The 17,466-nt window shown below is 41.1% G+C and carries 19 protein-coding genes; 11 read left to right on the forward strand and 8 right to left on the reverse strand.

Going from position 1 to position 17,466, the window contains the following annotated elements:
* Window positions 1–17 precede the first annotated feature (17 nt).
* Complete coding sequence (locus ABTP35_RS15610; protein ID WP_293295229.1) at window positions 18–641, reverse strand: class I SAM-dependent methyltransferase; 624 nt, start codon at window positions 639–641, stop codon at window positions 18–20.
* 59 nt (window positions 642–700) lie between these two features.
* Window positions 701–1,315 (reverse strand): hypothetical protein, encoded by a 615-nt coding sequence (locus tag ABTP35_RS15615; RefSeq protein ID WP_293295228.1) that lies wholly within the window; start codon window positions 1,313–1,315, stop codon window positions 701–703.
* A 394-nt stretch (window positions 1,316–1,709) separates the two neighbouring features.
* Between ABTP35_RS15615 and ABTP35_RS15620 the strand changes: the two genes are divergently transcribed.
* Complete coding sequence (locus ABTP35_RS15620) at window positions 1,710–2,552, forward strand: 1,4-dihydroxy-2-naphthoyl-CoA synthase (protein ID WP_293295227.1); 843 nt, start codon at window positions 1,710–1,712, stop codon at window positions 2,550–2,552.
* Between the two features lie 570 nt (window positions 2,553–3,122).
* Here the strand turns inward: ABTP35_RS15620 and ABTP35_RS15625 are convergent.
* Window positions 3,123–4,457, reverse strand: coding sequence for a serine hydrolase (locus tag ABTP35_RS15625; RefSeq protein ID WP_293295226.1), 1,335 nt, complete (start codon window positions 4,455–4,457; stop codon window positions 3,123–3,125).
* Between the two features lie 51 nt (window positions 4,458–4,508).
* Here ABTP35_RS15625 and ABTP35_RS15630 point away from each other — a divergent pair, with 51 nt between their 5' ends.
* The 5 genes from ABTP35_RS15630 (at window position 4,509) to ABTP35_RS15650 (ending at window position 9,431) form a co-directional block, all read left to right on the forward strand.
* Window positions 4,509–5,381, forward strand: a complete 873-nt coding sequence (locus ABTP35_RS15630; RefSeq protein WP_293295225.1) for a pirin family protein — start codon at window positions 4,509–4,511, stop codon at window positions 5,379–5,381.
* Between the two features lie 69 nt (window positions 5,382–5,450).
* Entirely contained in the window at window positions 5,451–6,890 is a 1,440-nt protein-coding gene (locus tag ABTP35_RS15635; RefSeq protein WP_293295224.1) for a VCBS repeat-containing protein, read from the forward strand.
* Between the two features lie 8 nt (window positions 6,891–6,898).
* Window positions 6,899–7,324, forward strand: a complete 426-nt coding sequence (locus tag ABTP35_RS15640; RefSeq protein WP_224836908.1) for a 3D domain-containing protein — start codon at window positions 6,899–6,901, stop codon at window positions 7,322–7,324.
* On the forward strand, window positions 7,321–7,983 hold the full coding sequence (locus ABTP35_RS15645; RefSeq protein ID WP_252079761.1) for an N-acetylmuramoyl-L-alanine amidase: 663 nt from the start codon (window positions 7,321–7,323) through the stop codon (window positions 7,981–7,983). Before ABTP35_RS15640 ends, ABTP35_RS15645 begins: the two co-directional genes overlap by 4 nt.
* A gap of 5 nt (window positions 7,984–7,988) precedes the next feature.
* Window positions 7,989–9,431, forward strand: a complete 1,443-nt coding sequence (locus ABTP35_RS15650) for a M14 family zinc carboxypeptidase (protein WP_293295223.1) — start codon at window positions 7,989–7,991, stop codon at window positions 9,429–9,431.
* Between the two features lie 48 nt (window positions 9,432–9,479).
* Here the strand turns inward: ABTP35_RS15650 and ABTP35_RS15655 are convergent, their stop codons facing one another.
* Together ABTP35_RS15655 and ABTP35_RS15660 are read right to left on the reverse strand one after the other, a co-directional pair.
* Window positions 9,480–10,427 carry a DUF1080 domain-containing protein gene (locus ABTP35_RS15655; protein WP_293295222.1) on the reverse strand — a complete coding sequence of 316 codons (948 nt, stop codon included), beginning with the start codon at window positions 10,425–10,427 and terminating at the stop codon, window positions 9,480–9,482.
* 71 nt (window positions 10,428–10,498) lie between these two features.
* A complete protein-coding gene (locus ABTP35_RS15660) occupies window positions 10,499–11,581 on the reverse strand; it encodes a VWA domain-containing protein (RefSeq protein WP_293295221.1) in 1,083 nt (360 codons plus the stop codon).
* Window positions 11,582–11,805: 224 nt separating this feature from the next.
* Between ABTP35_RS15660 and ABTP35_RS15665 the strand changes: the two genes are divergently transcribed.
* Window positions 11,806–12,057 carry a MoaD/ThiS family protein gene (locus ABTP35_RS15665; RefSeq protein ID WP_224836903.1) on the forward strand — a complete coding sequence of 84 codons (252 nt, stop codon included), beginning with the start codon at window positions 11,806–11,808 and terminating at the stop codon, window positions 12,055–12,057.
* On the forward strand, window positions 12,020–12,691 hold the full coding sequence (locus ABTP35_RS15670; protein WP_375334310.1) for an NTP transferase domain-containing protein: 672 nt from the start codon (window positions 12,020–12,022) through the stop codon (window positions 12,689–12,691). Before ABTP35_RS15665 ends, ABTP35_RS15670 begins: the two co-directional genes overlap by 38 nt.
* A 5-nt stretch (window positions 12,692–12,696) precedes the next feature.
* Here ABTP35_RS15670 and ABTP35_RS15675 read toward each other — a convergent pair whose 3' ends face one another.
* From ABTP35_RS15675 to ABTP35_RS15685, 3 genes are read right to left on the reverse strand one after another with little or no spacing between them, the layout of a single operon-like run.
* Window positions 12,697–12,843: a hypothetical protein gene (locus ABTP35_RS15675; RefSeq protein ID WP_252079766.1), complete on the reverse strand. Its 147-nt coding sequence runs from the start codon at window positions 12,841–12,843 to the stop codon at window positions 12,697–12,699.
* 57 nt (window positions 12,844–12,900) lie between these two features.
* On the reverse strand, window positions 12,901–13,536 hold the full coding sequence (locus ABTP35_RS15680) for a GntR family transcriptional regulator (protein WP_293295219.1): 636 nt from the start codon (window positions 13,534–13,536) through the stop codon (window positions 12,901–12,903).
* Window positions 13,537–13,573: 37 nt separating this feature from the next.
* Window positions 13,574–14,044, reverse strand: a complete 471-nt coding sequence (locus ABTP35_RS15685; RefSeq protein WP_293295218.1) for a hypothetical protein — start codon at window positions 14,042–14,044, stop codon at window positions 13,574–13,576.
* 145 nt (window positions 14,045–14,189) lie between these two features.
* On the opposite strand from ABTP35_RS15685, the gene ABTP35_RS15690 reads away from it, so the two are divergent.
* The 3 genes from ABTP35_RS15690 (at window position 14,190) to ABTP35_RS15700 (ending at window position 17,389) form a co-directional block, all read left to right on the forward strand.
* Window positions 14,190–14,978 carry a hypothetical protein gene (locus ABTP35_RS15690; protein WP_338195192.1) on the forward strand — a complete coding sequence of 263 codons (789 nt, stop codon included), beginning with the start codon at window positions 14,190–14,192 and terminating at the stop codon, window positions 14,976–14,978.
* Between the two features lie 105 nt (window positions 14,979–15,083).
* Entirely contained in the window at window positions 15,084–16,454 is a 1,371-nt protein-coding gene (locus ABTP35_RS15695) for an aldehyde dehydrogenase (RefSeq protein ID WP_293295216.1), read from the forward strand.
* A gap of 134 nt (window positions 16,455–16,588) precedes the next feature.
* Complete coding sequence (locus ABTP35_RS15700; protein WP_293295215.1) at window positions 16,589–17,389, forward strand: universal stress protein; 801 nt, start codon at window positions 16,589–16,591, stop codon at window positions 17,387–17,389.
* Window positions 17,390–17,466 lie beyond the last annotated feature (77 nt).

Below are 17,466 nucleotides of genomic sequence, written 5' to 3' on the forward strand. Positions count from 1 at the left end.
GACATGCGTTTCGGAGATTATCGCTTTCTTCCCAAAAAACGTATCACGGAACCTGTGCCCACATGGCTGTCACCTTCGTTAAGTTCGATAGTTGTTTTTTTAAGTTCCAAAATTTCATAGTCCTGAAAATCGGATGTTAACTCTTCCAGTGAAAATAAGGAATCCAAGTCCATTGGTCCGCCTACGTGAGGGTTTTTATTTCTGAACTTTAGATGGTCCTTGCTAAAGGCTTCAAAAATGATCGTTCCTCCTTTTTTTAGATATGTGTGCAATAATCTGTGGTAATTGGAACGGATATTGGAAGGGAAGTGTGCATATATCAACGCTATGGCATCAAATTGTTCCGGTTTATAGTCCAACACTTCCAATTCTCCAATTTTATAGTCAATGGAAACTTGCTTTTGTTCAGCCAGTTGGGACGCTTTTTGTTTTCCCACCTCACTTATATCAAAAGCGAAAACATCCCAGCCCAATTGTGCAGCATACACTGCATTGCGGCCTTCTCCCTCGGCAGGGAAAAGTATGGTTCCTGTATTAAGTTGATCGAGCTTATTTTTAAGGTATAGGTTTGGTTCTGTTCCATAGGCATAGCTTTTTTTGCTGTAGCGTGAATTCCATTTATTAAGCCATTGGTTTTCCATAAGTAATTTTATCTATCCATGATAAAATTACACCAATTGAACAATCTTTGGAAGTACGGCTAGTTGCTATTTCTAATCCCTGTTTTCTCTCGGGGCGTTATGTGGCCCGAACTTGTGTATAAGATTAGGCTATCCCCTAAAGGGGATAAAACTTTTGTTATGGTTTCCGAGCTATATTTCATGCCACCGCTGGTCATCATGGTAAATTGAACGGGGACATAGTATGGAAATATGCCGCGAGCATACTCGTGGGTTGCGGTATAACTATCGGGTATTCGGATTTTATAGAGATAAGAATTGGAATACTCCAAAAACGTTTTTTCTATTACAGTTCCTAGTGCCAAGGATTTCCCATCCCGTAGCTGTATCAATTTAAAAGTATCTTTTGAATCAAGTTCAAAATTATATTCATCGTTGTAAAGCGAATATCCATTGTTTATAGAGTATTGTATTTTACGATTGGATGTTGGCCTAAAATTATTTTCCAATTCTGGTGAAATACGCAAACCGCCGCTGGAATGCCCCACATAAACATGGGTCACATCAATAGGACCTATATATTGTAAAAAATAGGCATCTGGATTTATTTTTCGGGTCAACACCATATACCATAAACCGACTACACCTATAAAAAGTAAACCTAAATAAACCAACATTCTCCTAAACCGTTTCATGGAATCAAGATAGCTGGAAGTTTCTTGTTGTGACAATACAAATTGACGAATGCCAGGTTTGATCTTACGGATTAGTGTATTTGATTATTACGTTACTTTTTCGAACATTACACGTTCACTACGAGAAAACCAATCCAAGTACATCGGTTGGTGGATTGTTTCGATTCGGTTTCGCCTAATTTTCATAGAGGGTGTCAAAAGATTTCATAATTAAATTGAGTCGTATTTAAAGACAGGTTATTTTATCGCAAGTATCTGAATAGCAATACAGAAGATATTTAGCATATAATCTGAAGAATAAATTGGAAACCTATTCAAAGTAATCTTACCACGGCAACATCAATGGTCATAAGCTATATTTTCCGTTATTTTGTGATACATAAAAAATACCACTATGGAATCACCCAACTGGCAGACCGCCATGGAATTTGATGATATCACCTATAAAAAAAGTAACGGGGTTGCACGTATCGCTTTCAACCGTCCTGATGTTCGGAACGCCTTCCGCCCTAAAACCACGAGCGAGCTCTACAGGGCTTTTTACGATGCACAGGAAGATACCTCAATCGGGGTGGTATTGCTTTCTGGCGAAGGACCCTCATCCAAAGATGGTAAATGGGCCTTTTGCAGCGGTGGGGACCAAAAGGCCAGGGGACACAAAGGTTATGTGGGGGAAGATGGTTATCATCGTTTAAATATTTTGGAAGTACAGCGCCTAATTCGGTTTATGCCCAAAGTGGTAATTGCCGTTGTGCCCGGTTGGGCCGTTGGCGGTGGACATAGCCTGCATGTAGTATGCGATATGACCTTGGCCAGTAAGGAGCATGCCATTTTTAAGCAAACGGATGCCGATGTGACCAGTTTTGATGGCGGCTATGGTTCTGCTTATCTGGCAAAAATGGTCGGACAAAAAAAGGCTCGCGAAATTTTCTTTTTAGGTAGAAATTATTCAGCACAAGAAGCCTATGAAATGGGCATGGTGAATGCTGTGGTTCCCCACGAGGAACTCGAAGATACAGCCTACCAATGGGCTCAGGAAATCCTGGCAAAATCACCAACATCCATAAAAATGCTAAAATTTGCCATGAACCTTACCGATGACGGTATGGTAGGACAACAAGTTTTTGCCGGTGAAGCTACTCGATTGGCCTATATGACCGATGAAGCTATAGAGGGAAGAAATGCGTTTTTGGAAAAACGTAAGCCAGATTTTGGTAAGGACAAGTGGATTCCGTAAACCATTCTGTTGTTCAGACAGAATTATAATTTAAGGATTTCCATAAATTGAAAAGAGCCCTGCCGCTAGGTCAGGACTCTTTTACGAGAACACTATATGAAAATGAAAAAATTACTTTCGTTTTTTATTACATAGTAAAAGTACCGCCAAAGTTTTTGTGGGCGAAATTATTGTTGTGAAGCCAGGTCTGGCTGTTGTCATTCTATGGATTTTGTAATTATAGGTCGATGAAACCTATATTTTCATACCCTGGAAAAAGGGGAAAGTGGGGCAGATGTTCCAAAAACTATATTATAAATCTCTTTTTTAAATCACTGCAGTAGTTTACTCAATGGAGGTAAGCTTCAAAATGTATTCCTGACCAAACAATATTTTGGTTAGGGTATAAATTGAAAAGAGCCCTGCCGCTAGGTCAGGACTCTTTTACGAGAACACTATATGAAAATGAAAAAATTACTTTCGTTTTTTATTACATGGTAAATGTACCACTAGAGTTCTCGTAAGCGAAATTATTGTTGTGAAGTATCAAAATATTGTGGTCATAGCTTAAGATCAATATATCTCATCGATTTAAGGTAACGCTTTTACGATGTTCGACAGCACCCCGTTTACATCAAAATGGGGCTCTTCGGCCAAACCGGTCCTTACAACGACCAGATCCTTGGAAGGAATCATAAATACATATTGGCCTTCGAAACCATTGCACGAAAAAAGGTCTTTTGGAACATCGGGATATTTACCTTCGGCATTCAACCAAAAATGAGCGCCATAGGTTCCATTGGAATGGGCAGTTGGTGTGGTTATATAATCTACCCATGTTGAATCGAACAATTGTTCACCGTTCCAATTTCCTTTATTTAAATACAATTGGCCAAATCGGGCCCAATCACGTGTGTTGGCCCATGCATAGGAAGACCCCACATAATTTCCAGCGATATCGGCCTCCATAACCATGGAGTACATACCGATCTTGTCTATTAAGGATGCATAAGGAAAATCCAAATATTCTTGGTGGCTTCTAAACTGTTGCCTTAATATTCCGGACAAAAGGTTGGTAGTTCCCGAAGAGTAGTTCCAAATTTCCGTAGGTTCGGCGATTGCTTCCTTATTTTTTTGTGCCACCGTCATATCACTATCCAAAAAAAGCATACGGGTCACATCCGAAATACCTGTATAATCTTCTTCCCAAGCCAATCCGCTCTGCATACGGAGCAAATGATCCAGGGTAATGTTCTTTCGCTCATCATCTTTCCATTCCACTATGGGAGCAGGCCAATCCATTTCCAATTTTCCTTGATGTTCCAATATTCCATAATACGTAGCAAGCACGCTTTTGGTCATGGACCAACCTAAAATTGGGGTGTCCTTATCAAATCCATCAATATATTTTTCTGCCAACAAATGCCCTTTGTACAGTATGAGAAGGGTCCTGGTTTTTTGAGTTTCCGGCTCGGCAAATGCCATCGCAACAGCTTTATTGATCAAATCCATGTCCACCTCGGAAAAAATGGTGTCCACAGGTTCGGCCTGGCCAAAAGGATAAGGTAAAGTATCCATGGGTTGGTTCCTACGTGGCCTGATCTTCAATGCTTCTGGGTCGTAATCATCGTTTATTAAAACAGCACCCAATCCATCTCGGTACACCGCTTTACGCTCCATTAGGCCGTAAACAGTAGACGCAGCGGAAGATTCTGTCTTATTGACCTTGGTGGATGCCAATTCTATTAACGGCGCACTGTTATCGTATTGGTTCATACTGGCGGCAGAACGATGCGCCACATAAACACCAGAGGCCATATTTTTGGCTGCATAACCGGAAATAATGTTCAATTTGGGATAATTAAGATATATGACCACTCCAATTACGATAAGGAGGAGTAACAGAACGCGCTTAAGTAGTTTCATTATAAAAGGATGTATTTGTAACTTTCTGCAACCAAATATAAACAATTAAACATGTCGAACATTGGATTGATCATAGAAGAAAGGAGCCGTGATATAGGTGATTTTTTAGTGGGCAGGTTGATACCCTTTCGCAAAAAACGCATGATCGGTCCTTTTATTTTTATAGATCACATGGGACCTACCAAATTGGGGCCAAATAAATATATGGATGTGGACCAGCATCCCCATACGGGACTTTCTACTTTGACTTTTATGCTGGAAGGCGAAATAATGCACGAGGACAGCCTTGGGACCAAACAAAGAATAAAACCGGGCTCAGTAAATTGGATGACGGCAGGGAAGGGGGTAACCCATACAGAAAGAACCCCGAAAGATCTAAGGAATGGAAATACATTTGTGGCACACGGCTATCAAATATGGGTAGCTTTGCCCAAAGAGCTGGAAGATATGGCGCCAGAGTTTCATCATATAGAAGAAAAAGATATTCCCAGATGGAGAGACGAAAGTGCCGAATTTAAATTGGTCGCGGGACAAGGATATGGAAAAGAATCCCCCGTACCCGTGCATTCCAACTTGTTTATGGTAGAGGTGAAGAACACAGAAGCCTATGCTCTAAATGTAAACAGGAATTTGAGCGGCGAAATAGGTGTGTGTATCGTAAAGGGAAGTATTGAAGCCTGCGGTGAAACCGTAGGGGAGGGCAATATTTTAGTGTCCAAGGTGGAGGATACCTGTAACATAAAACTACAGCCCAATACACATTTATTGTTATTTGGTGGCGAACCTTTTCCAGAGGAACGCTATATTTATTGGAATTTTGTTGCATCCAGTCAAGAAAAGCTGGATCAGGCCAAAAAAGCATGGAGCGATAAAAATTTTCCGATGATGAAAAATGATAGTTCTTACGTACCCTTACCAGGGTAAGAAAACATAACCCAACCAATGCCATATCAACCGAAAAGTACCCTCACATACGTTTTACTTGCTATTGTTTTGACGTTAGTTTCGTGCAGTAACAAAAAACCACAACAAACTGAAGAAGTACAACTGTACAACAAGTATTGCGCTAGTTGCCATGTTGCCCCTAAAATTAATGAACTTACCAAAGAAATCTGGGAAACCTCAGTTTTGCCGGCTATGGTAAATCGTATGGATGTAGAAGGTATGTACCAGGATCCGAACGAGGTAATTAAAGGCTATAGGCCAAAAATTACACTAAAGGATTGGGCCAAACTGGAAAATTATATAATTTCCAACGCGCCCAAACTTTTTAAACCAATAAATGTTCCGCAAGCGGACACCCTAACACAATTTGCCTATAAGCCTTTTGCTTTGGATGATAAAAATGGTGCCATGATCACCTACTTGGAGTTTGCGAACCAAGGGAGCACACTATTTTATGGAGATCTTACAGGAAAGTTAAGCTCATTCGACTATTCACAGGAAAAGAGTCTTCAAATTTTTCAAGGTAATACCCCAATTACGTGGTACAGCAAAAAAGATTCAATAGAATGGATCAGCGAAGTGGGCATTCTAGGTCCATCAGAACTGGAAAAAGGGAAACTCACCCGTAAGATAGGAGATGATACCCTTGCACTGGAAAACCCTTTTCATAGGCCGGTGCATACACTGCTGGAAGATTTTGACGGAGATGGTAAAAATGAAATAGTGGTGAGCGAATTTGGTAACCAATCCGGCAGATTATCATTATTGACAGAGAATGATCAAGGTACTTTCACTAAAAAAGTCTTGCTCAATCTCCCTGGAGCCATAAGAACGGTGGCGCGGGACATGGACAATGATGGTAAAAAGGACATTGTTGCCTTAATAACACAGAGCAACGAGAGTATAACCATCTTTTATCAAAAAGAAGATTTGGAATTTGAACCCATGAAAGTAATCGAATTCAGTCCTGTTTTTGGAACAAGCTGGTTTGAACTGGTCGATTATAATGATGATGGGTTGGACGATATTGTTACGGTACAAGGGGACAATGCCGATGTATCCTATATCAACAAGCCCTACCATGGCATGCGAATCCATTTAAATCAGGGAAACGACCATTTTAAGGAATCTTACTTTTATCCCATGTACGGGGCAACTAGGGTAGTTGCTCGGGACTTTGATCAAGATGGTGATTTGGATTTTGGATTGGTGAGCACCTTTCCCAACTACCAGGAATTTCCCGAACGTACCTTTGTATATTTGGAAAACATAAACCCCGAAAGCTATACCTTTAATACCAATATTTTGGAAGATCCCGTTATGGCACGCTGGTTTTTAATGGATGCTGCGGATATCGATAACGATGGGGATGAGGATATTGTACTGAGTTCGTTGACCTTGGGCTTTACACCGGTACCCAAAGTTCTATCCGATCGCTGGACCAATAGTAACGTCGACATAACCGTTTTGGAAAATTTGTTGCATTGAAAATCCCGATGATCATAGTAGTTTTGATCCTGTTGGGCTGTACACAGAAAAAAGTGGGCCCGCAGAGTAAACCTGCGCCAAAATACGAATGGTACGGTCACGAGGTCATAGCTTCGGCATACAATTCGGTGTTCTGGCAAACAGACAGCATTAGTCCATCCGTTGCCGCGTGGGGAGACACCCTAAAGCCGGGAATGAAATCCATTGCAGTATCCAGGGACCTCATAAAAATGGGACTAAGGCACAACACCATGGTGAAAATAGATACCTTTCCGGATACATTTCTGGTAAAAGATAAAATGCACTGGAGATGGAAAAACCGTATAGACATATATATGGGCAAAAACATAAAAAAAGCAAGGGAATGGGGCAAAAAGAAATTGATGATTTGCTACGCAGTTCCCTTGGATACAATTATAAATACAATTGAATGAGAAAAACAAGTCTGATTGCCCTAATGGCAATAGCCTTAGGAGGATGCTCCGTAAAAAAGGAAATCGTGGATATCCCTATTATTTTTGATGATCAACGGATCGAACTGACAAAAGAATATCTGCTGACCCGGTATGAGTTGGATCAAAAAACACCAGAAATTACGCCAAAAATGGTGGTATTGCACTGGACGGCCATACCATCGTTGGCAAAATCCTTTACCGCTTTTAACCGTCCCACACTGCCCAATTGGCGTCCAGATCTGGAAAATGTGAGCGGGCTTAACGTTTCTGCCCATTTTTTGGTAGATCAAGATGGCACTATTTATCGCTTAATGCCAGAAACAACCATGGCACGTCACGTAATCGGGTTAAACCATTGTGCCATTGGTATAGAGAATGTTGGTGGCACCACAGATATGCCCATGACCAAACAACAACTAAAGGCCAATATATTTTTGGTGGAATATTTGGCTTCCAAATATGACATTGACTATGTAATAGGACATCAAGAGTACACCAATTTCGAAGACCACCCACTCTGGTTGGAAGTAGATGATGGGTATAGGACCGTAAAAAACGACCCTGGAATGGATTTCGTAGAAAAGGTAAGAAACGCCACCAAAAAATTTAATTTTAAACCTGTTCCAACAAAAAAATAATCCATATGAAACAGTTATTGTCGTTAATAACCATCTTGTTGGCCGTTTGTGTACACGCACAAGACGAACTGACTTCCCAATTGTACAAAACATACGACACATACAAGGAAACCAGTATCGGCAAAAGAAGGATTAAACATGCCGATATACAGCCATTAATTCAGAAAACGGCCGCCAATCCCAAGTTCAAGGTCCAAAAAGTTGGAGAATCCATACAAGGAAGAGACTTAAACTTGATCAGTATTGGTTCTGGGGACATCAATATTTTTTTGTGGTCGCAAATGCACGGAGACGAGCCCACGGCAACGCAAGCAATTTTTGATATTATCAATTTTTTGGATGCGCCTGAATTCAAGACTGAGAAAGAAGAAATACTCTCCAAGTTAAAGTTGCATTTTTTACCGATGCTAAATCCCGATGGGGCGGAGGTATATACCAGAAGGAATGCATTGGGAATCGACATCAACCGGGATGCTTTGCGATTACAGTCCCCCGAGGGTCGAACCTTAAAAAGAATCCGTGACAGTTTGGACGCCGATTTTGGATTTAATCTGCACGATCAAAGTACGTACTACAATGCCGAACGTACAGAAAAACCAGCCACTATTTCGTACTTGGCAACTGCTTATAACTACGAAAAGGATATCAACGAACTACGCGCCAATGCGATGAAGGTAATCGTATACATGGACAAGATAATCCAAAACTATGCGCCGGGGCAGGTTGGGCGCTATAGCGACGATTTTGAACCCCGTGCATTTGGCGACAATATTGCAAAATGGGGCACAAGCTTAATTTTAATCGAATCCGGAGGCTATACCAACGATCCCGAAAAGCAAGAAATTAGAAAACTAAATTATGTATCAATTCTTTCTGCTTTGTACACTATTGCCAAAGGAACATATAAGGACATCCCTATTGAAGATTACGAAAAAATACCACGTAACGACCGTAAGCTTTTCGATTTAAAGATTGAAAACGTGACCTACGAACTATTGGGAAATGATTACACCCTCGATTTAGGAATTTTTAACCACGAAATCGATTTGGAAGACCATGAGCAATTTTATTATCGAGGTTCGGTCGGTGATCAAGGCGACCTTTCCACCTTTTATGGGTACAAGACCTTTGATGCCAAAGGGTACAAAATTGTGCCGCCTAAAATGGTTAAGGTGGATCGTATTAACAACGCCATGGATCTGTTAAAAAATGGAGTGGCTTATGTAAAAACCGAAATGCCGGAAAAAAGCAGATTTGTTCATTTACCTTTAATGCTGGTACATGAGGAGTTTGAAATGAAGGATTTTAGTATTAGACCTGGCATTAATCCAACTTTCTTTTTAAAGAAAGACGGAATATTGACACATGCAGTAATCAACGGATTCTTAATTGACCTATCCCAACCTTTGGATGGCCAAAATACAGGAAACGGATTGATTTTTCGCTAAACAAGAATCATAAAAAATAACCCCTGCGTGTTGACAGGGGTTATTTTTTTATTTTTTCAATGGGGTCACTTCAAAACTTCGGTATTCAATAGGTCCATGATCACCTTGGATCATAAAAGGGCCCGGTTCTCCTTCTTTACTGTCCAAAGCACCTCCCGTTATACCGGGAATGGTAGCATCGGATATTACCGTTTTCCCATTCAATACCACAGTAACACGTCTTCCGATCAAGGTAATGTCATAAGTTTGCCATTCTCCTGCGGGTTTGGAAGCATTCTCATTGGGCTCCAAAAATCCATATACACCACCTAAATAGATGTCGGAAGGCTCCAAGCCTTGGCTGTCCACTATCTGTACCTCATACCGACCACGCAAATAGATTCCACTATTGCTTCCTTCGGGATACCTAAACTCTACATGTAGTTTAAAATCTTGAAATTTTTCATCCGTGATCAGATTTGATCCAGACTCTGGGCTGGTCAAAATACCATCCTTGACCTGCCATTGGTTCTTTTCTCCATCAATATGCCAACCCGATAGGTCCTTGCCGTTAAAAACACTTATGGTTTTACCCCATTTAGGGTTTTCGATATATGTCAATTTTGGGGCTTTTACCCCGGTCCAATCAATAATAGATCCATCGGTATAGATCAGGGTGCCTTTTAGTTTATCGTTTTCCAGCACTCCATGAAAAATCATGTCGCTGCCTTTAGGCTCCCATTGGTTGGGAATACTAAAGGTAAACTTGTTGTCACCATATGTTTCTACTTCGGAAATGGGCCTGGCGCTACCAAAGGCAAATACAAAACGGCCGATCAACGTAGCATGGCCCGAATGCCTGATCTCCAACCAGGAAGGCGCGGTCTTGTCCATAAAATCCATTTCCAAGTCCCATCGGCCTTCCAACGGGCTTATATTTTGGGAATACATACTTGTTGTACAGGCGAGCAGAAAGCTACAAATAAAGGTGTAAATAGTTCTCTTTTGGGTCATCATATGTTTGTTGAGTTTTATTGCTGACCCAAGATACGTATAATCCAAAAAATGTTTCTGCTTTTATGTTCGGTCTACTCGCAGCCACCGGTAAATCCGTTGGCGCTAAATTTGGTCTGCACTGCCCCTTGAAGACTATTGTGGGTAAGCTGGATCACCAAGTTGCTTTCGCCGCTTCCATCTCTCTTTGGTGTGCAATATTCGAACAAATAAAAACTATTCGCCTGTTCGGCAACTCTTTGGGAAATATCGTTAAAGGTATTTTCCAGCTCTTGGGAATTGCTCGCAAAAACACTGGCCGTTTTTCCAATTTCCGTAAGGACTTCGGTATCGATTTCCGCACCGAGTCCTATTGTAAAAAATGAAATATTCCTATCGGCATCGTTTACAGCTCGCAAGGCATCCGATTCGCTATAACGGGATGCTTGATCGGTTCCATCGGTAAACAATACCACGGAAGCTGCGCCGATCACATCGGAATTTTCGGTGAGCAGATCTTCTGCTATTTCGGTGGATTTTATCACTGCTCCATAAAGATCAGTGGACGGGTCGTTACTGATATCGGTGGTAATACCCTCTACAGAAGCGGTCAATTCGGTCGCAGAAGATGATAATGGGTTCAATAAATGAAGTTCGTCCTCACCATCAAACCAATATATGGCCATTTTAAACGAATCGGTAGCAGGACTCGGCATTACATTATTGATAAAGCTTGTCGATGCTGCCTTTAATTCATCCAAACTACTTTGCAGAACACTATTGCTCAGGTCCAAGACCAGAACAGTGTTGTTGTTGAATACTTGGGAGTTGGGGGATATACGTGCAAAAGATTCCGATGACGAAATGGAATTGAAACAATCATCGTTCCTGCCTTGCTCATAAATGGCAAACTGTTCGGCGCTCAGTCCAGAAATGGGATTGCCCAAAAGATCGGATACTTTAAAAAGTATGGAAACTTTTCCGGGTAGGGTAGTAAACTCATCCTGAATTGACAATAGAAGATCGTTCTCTTCAAAACCAAGGCAGTCGTCCGGTTCTTCGCCAAGGCCCAATTCCCTGTCGTTGATGTTGAAACTAACATCGTCGTCCGCATTTCCACAAGAAAAAAGGATTAGGCTAAACGCCAAAATAAAGCTGAGCTGAAGTGTATTTTTCATTTTCAAATTAGTTAAGGTCCTTTCTGCACAACGTTGAAATCGATTGAAAAGTATCTGGATTTCGTGGAATTGAATTAAAGAAAAGTTAAAAGAATACCGGGGCTGTTAAAATGATTCAGATCCAGTTAATTTTTAATATTTTCACGTCCGTTGCAAAGCAACACAAACCTACCAACCTACCTGACCAAAATCAAAAGAACACTAACACTATTAGGTTGAACTGTATGACCATATTATTATTCGGGGCTACCAAAGATATTGTAGGAACCCCATCTTTATCTGTACCAACAGCAAGCCTCTCCGGAAAAAAAATCCCAAATACGGTAGGCGAGCTTAAGAAGTTTTTGGAAAGCCGTTATCCTGAACTCAAAAAAATTGCTAGGGTAACCGTGGCCGTCAACCAGAATTTTGCCAAAGATCATGAGAGAATCAATTCTTATGACGAAATTGCACTTATTCCATCACCAGAGGAGTAGTGGAAGCTTTCATATTAAAAAGAACAGTTTGAACAATGTGGTCCAAAAACCTGCCCATCTTTACGGCCTTGTACTTTCTGGCGGCAAGAGCGAGCGCATGGGCAAGGACAAAGGTTTAATAAAATACCATAAGGTTCCACAGCGCGAACATTTGTACCGTTTATTGGACCAATTATGTGAGATGACTTTTTTGAGCGTACGCCCATCCCAATATTCAAATATTCCAAAAGGAGCAAGGGCCATAGTGGATCAAAATCGGTACAACGGACCATTCAATGGGATTATGAGTGCACACAACACCCATAAAAACGCAGCTTGGTTAGTCTTGGCCTGTGATCTGCCTTTTATGGACTTGGCAACACTGCAACAATTAATAAACGTAAGAGACCAAAAAAAATCGGCAACCGCATTCCTTGGTCCAAAAACAGAAAAGCCCGAACCATTGGCCTGTATTTGGGAGCCTGGGGGATTGGAAAAAGCGGTACACTTTTTAAAAAAGGCTGAACAATCTGGCCCCAGAAAGTTTTTAATGGATTCCGAAATTACATTGGTAACACCAAAAAACGAACAGGCGTTGTTCAATGCAAATACGGATTTAGATTATACGTATGCTAAAGATATGTTGAGAGGGTAGTGCCCTTATTTCTGGAATGTTTTTCTTTTGACCTGATTCTGTTCCAGCGTATCCAAATCTTGGAAAATGCCACAAGAAATTTGCTTTTTGATCAATGATCTAGATTTTTTCCGTTTGGCAAGCAATTCTATTTCCTTATTTAAATATTGCATAATGAAGCATTTTTTATAGAACGGACAGGGCTTCTTTTTATTTTGAAAACCAATAGGTTATCCATTTTTTGAGATTTGCGTTTCAATATGATCTAAAACAGACATCCAGTGCATACGTAAAATTAATGCGGCTGTGGGAAGATTGTTTTCTTGTATGGTCTCCAAAACGGATCGGGCCTGTACTTTTATGTTTTCGAAAAAATCATTGTCTTGGATAAAATCATGCTCATAAAAATGAAGCCGGAGCTTAAGGTCTTTTAAAATTTGAAGCAAGATTTTATTGGTACAGTGCTGCACCAATCTATTGTGAAAATTGAACCGATGTACCAAGCCCTTTTCCAAGGACTTGGCCTCTTCCATTTTTTTCTGTAGAATTGCCAATGATTCTATTTGATCAGGGTGGAAAACGGAATTTTCCAGAGCCATTACCTCCAATTGGGCAACGATCTCGATAAGGTTTTTAACTTCATGTTGGGACAGTCGGGCCACGATGAATCCCCGATTGGGAACAGCCTGTAGCACCTGGGCCTGCTCTAATTGACTCAAAGCCTCTCGGATAGGGGTAACGCTTATCCCCATGTCCCTGGAAAGGGCGGCCAAATTAATTGTTTTTCCTACAATTAATTGGCCCGTTTGGATTTGAAGCAGTAAATGGTCCTTTACTTCGTCCCGTAATGCATGCGTTTTACCCATGTTGTATTGGATGGACAGCTCCTATTTTAGGGATTGCCTACCTCCGTTCATAAATGAACGAAGAAATACCTGGCAAATCCTCGCCAACGGTTTTGATAATCCTATTATTGCTCAGTTGCAAGGTTCCAAGTACAGTGCTGCCCTGAAAAGCCACCTCGGATCCGTTGCTGGCCCATACGCCTGTGGCCAAATTGCTGCCATTGCAGCTGGCCACGTACAAGTTATTGGTGATAGGGGTAAGTATAAAATTGGACTCCTCGAACTGGTAAGTGGAATCGTCCCTAAGTGTTATGGTACCCGCAATACAATTTTCCTCGTCCAACAAATTATTGGATGATGACCCATCTCCATCAAGATCTATCGGCGAACTGACGTTAACCTCCACCAGTTCCCATGTACCCACAAGTTCCGCACTTGAAAATCCACCATCGTTTCCATCATCATCACTACAAGAGATTACACAGATAAGAGGGAGTAAAAGCAGTAAAACATTTCCGAATTTTTTCATGGGACCTATGTATTGTTTGGCTGAAAATAAGACAATTTAGATAAAAAAGTCCAACCTATATGGGTATTTCATCGATCTAAAACTGATAAATACACTAAAAAAATACGCGTCACGTTCTTGCTAAGAAAATACATAACCATATATAATGAAGAAACTTAGCTCTAAAATCTTAACCTTTTCTTTAGTTGCCATAGCGTTGGCAGGTTTTCAATCCTGTAGTGAGGATGCCATGCCAGGTGAGGGCGAAAAGCTTACACAAGCGGAGTTACAGACCATTTTAAATACCGATGAGATCGCTGGTGCCGCAGATACCGCATTGGCCGATCTTTTTGCAGGAAATACGGCAAAAACAGCTACCGCGAAAGACGGTGAGTGTTATTCTGCCGAGTATACCGAAACGGGATTTGTGGCCACTTTTAACAATTGTTTGCTCAACGGAACCGATAATGCAAACGGTACCGTTTCCGTAACGTATGAAGTAGGGGAGGAAGAATCGTCCTTTACGGCCACGTACCAAGATTTTTATGTGGGCAACATTAAGATCAATGGAACAAGAACTTACGAAATTTCGGCCGGAAGCCAAGAAAATTCAGTTTCTTTCACCGTGGAGAGCGACATGACCATTGAGATGGAAGACGAATCGATAATTTCGGAAAATGGAACCAAAACTTTTGGAATCACCTTTGGTGATGAATTGGAAAGTACGGTATTCAGCCTTTCGGGCAACTGGACCGTGGAAACCGAAGGAAACACCTATTCCGTGCAAACCCTCGAAGATCTTCAAGGGAATGCCACTTGTGAATACCTGACCACGGGCAGCATGACGATTTCCAAAAACGGATTGGCCATTACGGTGGATTTTGGAAACGGAGAATGCGATGACGTAGCCACCATAATTTATCCAAACGGAGCTACTGAGGAGATTACATTATAAATCACCCCAACAATATAAATGGAAAGCACCGACTGTTATCGGTGCTTTTTTGTTTTAATAGGTTACTGTTCTTTGTTTGGTTATATTTAAAGAAACGTTTCTCATATGGTTAAGCAATTGGTAACGGCCCAAAATGATTTTTTTGCCACTCACAAATCAAAAGATGTTGCTTTTAGAAAAAAATATCTGAAAAAATTGCTACAAGAGATTGAGGATCAAGAAGATGCCGTGTGCGATGCCTTGTACGCCGATTTTAAAAAGCCAAAGTTCGAAAGCCTGGCCACCGAGACCCAGTTGACCTTGGCCGAGTTAAAGCATGCCATTAAAAATATAAAGGAGTGGAGCGAACCCAATAGTGTTGGACCATCCTTGCTAAATTTTCCGTCCAAAGAGTGGATACAACCGGAACCCTATGGCAAAGTGCTCATCATTTCACCTTGGAACTATCCCTTTTTGCTCACCATGTCGCCCTTAATAGGAGCTTTGTCCGCCGGAAACACGGCAATTCTTAAACCATCGGAATTTAGCCCGAACACCTCTAAGATCATCGCACGGATAGTACGAAAGGTATTCCCGCCAGAGTATGTTACCGTTGTTGAGGGTGGAGTAGAGGCATCTACCGAACTATTGGCCGAAAAGTGGGAATACATCTTTTTTACGGGCAGTACACGTGTCGGTAAAATTGTGTACCAAAAAGCAGCGGAACATTTAACACCTGTTACTTTGGAACTTAGTGGCAAAAATCCATGTATTGTGGACGAAACCGCATCCATAAAATTGGCGTCTAAAAGAATTGCATGGGGGAAATTTATAAATGCAGGGCAAACATGTATTGCCCCCGATTATATTTTGGTGCACAAGAGCGTAAAAAATGACCTTGTGGACGGGTTAAAATCCCACATTGAACAATTTTATGGAAATACTATTGAAAACTCAGAGGATTTTGCACGGATTACCACGAATAAGCATTACGAAGAACTGAAAACCATGCTCCAAGGTCAAAAAATACTATTTGGAGGTAATTTTAACGATAAAGATCGTTTTGTGGAACCTACATTGGTGGACGAACCACCCTTGGATAGTACTGTAATGGGAGGGGAGGTCTTTGGTCCTATTTTACCCATAATTTCGTATGATGACGAAAGTGAACTGGACAACTATATTTCTCGCTACCCCAACTCTTTGGCCTTTTATGTGTTCTCTACCAACAAAAAGTTTCAAAAACGGATGATGCGCCATTACTCCTTTGGCGGGGGAACCATAAACGATACCGTGGTACACATCAGCAATAAGTCCTTGCCCTTTGGTGGGGTGGGCCAATCTGGAATAGGGGGCTACCACGGCAAACATTCCTTTGATTTGTTTTCGCACCATAAATCGATTGTAAAACGTGCCAATTGGTTAGATGTTCCATTGAGGTACGCGCCGTACACGATTTCTTTGGGTTTGATGAAAAAAATCAAACATTTCTTCTAAAAAGTGGTTATAAATCTTTGATTTGATGTGAAATTGGTTGCGAAAATCACATTTATCTATTAATCCTGCGTTAAAAAACGGGATAAAAGCGAGTTAGGTAGTATCTTTAAGTAAAAGGATAATCACAATCAGGTATGAAAAAACATCACAAAAAGTATCGTATCTCCGTATTGTTGGATATGACGGACAACTCTGAATCGGTCCTGTCCAGTGCGGTAGAGCTCGCCAAGCGTGTTGATGGTGACATAGAGGTCTTCCATGTAAAACCAGCTACAAATCTAATCAAAGGTGATAGCCAATTATCGGCCATTCGAACGCTGAACCAAGATGATAGGGCCACGAGGTCGGCATTGGAGCAGTTGATTTCGCGCGTTAGCTTGAATGAAGATTTCACCATCGGCTACAAACTGGAATATGGCAATGTTAGGAACAGGGTCGGTGACTATTTGGCCAAGGCAACACCCGATTTTTTGGTTTTGGGCAAACAACGACCAAAAATTGGAGTTTTCTTTGAAAGTATAACTGATTTTGTCATAGATCAGGTTAGCCATACCCACGTTCTAATATTGGGCAACGATAACACCTTGCGTTCGTTCGACGATATTAATCTGGGAATTTTCGGCGATGAATTGGCGGAAAACGACCTAGACCTAATTTTGGAACTAAAACGGGATAACGAAAGGCCGGTACGACATTTTGGAATTTCCGATGAACGGGAATCGGAAACCCGAGCATACCCATGGCAAAAAACGGTTTCCTATAATTTTAGTCGAGGCAGTAATGCCGTTGATGGCTTGGTGAGTTATGTTTCCAGGACAAATACGCAACTATTGTGTATTTCCCAGAAAGGAAACGATTCTGATTTTTTTAAATCGAGTCCCATAAAGTCCGTTATCCGAAAGGCCAACGTTCCATTAATGATTTTGGGAGGGTAGATTGGAAAGGGAAGCTGTTAGGGCTTCTTTTATTTTCTATTTTACATAATGTAAATTATAGTACAAATGTATTCTTT

The sequence above is a fragment of the Flagellimonas alginilytica genome (genome assembly GCF_042134605.1).
GTDB lineage: Bacteria > Bacteroidota > Bacteroidia > Flavobacteriales > Flavobacteriaceae > Flagellimonas > Flagellimonas alginolytica.

Coding starts and splice junctions, on each gene's coding strand:
- ABTP35_RS15610 (WP_293295229.1), bottom strand. CDS start 641: ATGGAAAACCAATGGCTTAATAAATGGAATTCACGCTACAGCAAAAAA.
- ABTP35_RS15615 (WP_293295228.1), bottom strand. CDS start 1,315: ATGAAACGGTTTAGGAGAATGTTGGTTTATTTAGGTTTACTTTTTATA.
- ABTP35_RS15620 (WP_293295227.1), top strand. CDS start 1,710: ATGGAATCACCCAACTGGCAGACCGCCATGGAATTTGATGATATCACC.
- ABTP35_RS15625 (WP_293295226.1), bottom strand. CDS start 4,457: ATGAAACTACTTAAGCGCGTTCTGTTACTCCTCCTTATCGTAATTGGA.
- ABTP35_RS15630 (WP_293295225.1), top strand. CDS start 4,509: ATGTCGAACATTGGATTGATCATAGAAGAAAGGAGCCGTGATATAGGT.
- ABTP35_RS15640 (WP_224836908.1), top strand. CDS start 6,899: ATGATCATAGTAGTTTTGATCCTGTTGGGCTGTACACAGAAAAAAGTG.
- ABTP35_RS15645 (WP_252079761.1), top strand. CDS start 7,321: ATGAGAAAAACAAGTCTGATTGCCCTAATGGCAATAGCCTTAGGAGGA.
- ABTP35_RS15650 (WP_293295223.1), top strand. CDS start 7,989: ATGAAACAGTTATTGTCGTTAATAACCATCTTGTTGGCCGTTTGTGTA.
- ABTP35_RS15655 (WP_293295222.1), bottom strand. CDS start 10,427: ATGATGACCCAAAAGAGAACTATTTACACCTTTATTTGTAGCTTTCTG.
- ABTP35_RS15660 (WP_293295221.1), bottom strand. CDS start 11,581: ATGAAAAATACACTTCAGCTCAGCTTTATTTTGGCGTTTAGCCTAATC.
- ABTP35_RS15665 (WP_224836903.1), top strand. CDS start 11,806: ATGACCATATTATTATTCGGGGCTACCAAAGATATTGTAGGAACCCCA.
- ABTP35_RS15670 (WP_375334310.1), top strand. CDS start 12,020: ATGACGAAATTGCACTTATTCCATCACCAGAGGAGTAGTGGAAGCTTT.
- ABTP35_RS15675 (WP_252079766.1), bottom strand. CDS start 12,843: ATGCAATATTTAAATAAGGAAATAGAATTGCTTGCCAAACGGAAAAAA.
- ABTP35_RS15680 (WP_293295219.1), bottom strand. CDS start 13,536: ATGGGTAAAACGCATGCATTACGGGACGAAGTAAAGGACCATTTACTG.
- ABTP35_RS15685 (WP_293295218.1), bottom strand. CDS start 14,044: ATGAAAAAATTCGGAAATGTTTTACTGCTTTTACTCCCTCTTATCTGT.
- ABTP35_RS15690 (WP_338195192.1), top strand. CDS start 14,190: ATGAAGAAACTTAGCTCTAAAATCTTAACCTTTTCTTTAGTTGCCATA.
- ABTP35_RS15695 (WP_293295216.1), top strand. CDS start 15,084: ATGGTTAAGCAATTGGTAACGGCCCAAAATGATTTTTTTGCCACTCAC.
- ABTP35_RS15700 (WP_293295215.1), top strand. CDS start 16,589: ATGAAAAAACATCACAAAAAGTATCGTATCTCCGTATTGTTGGATATG.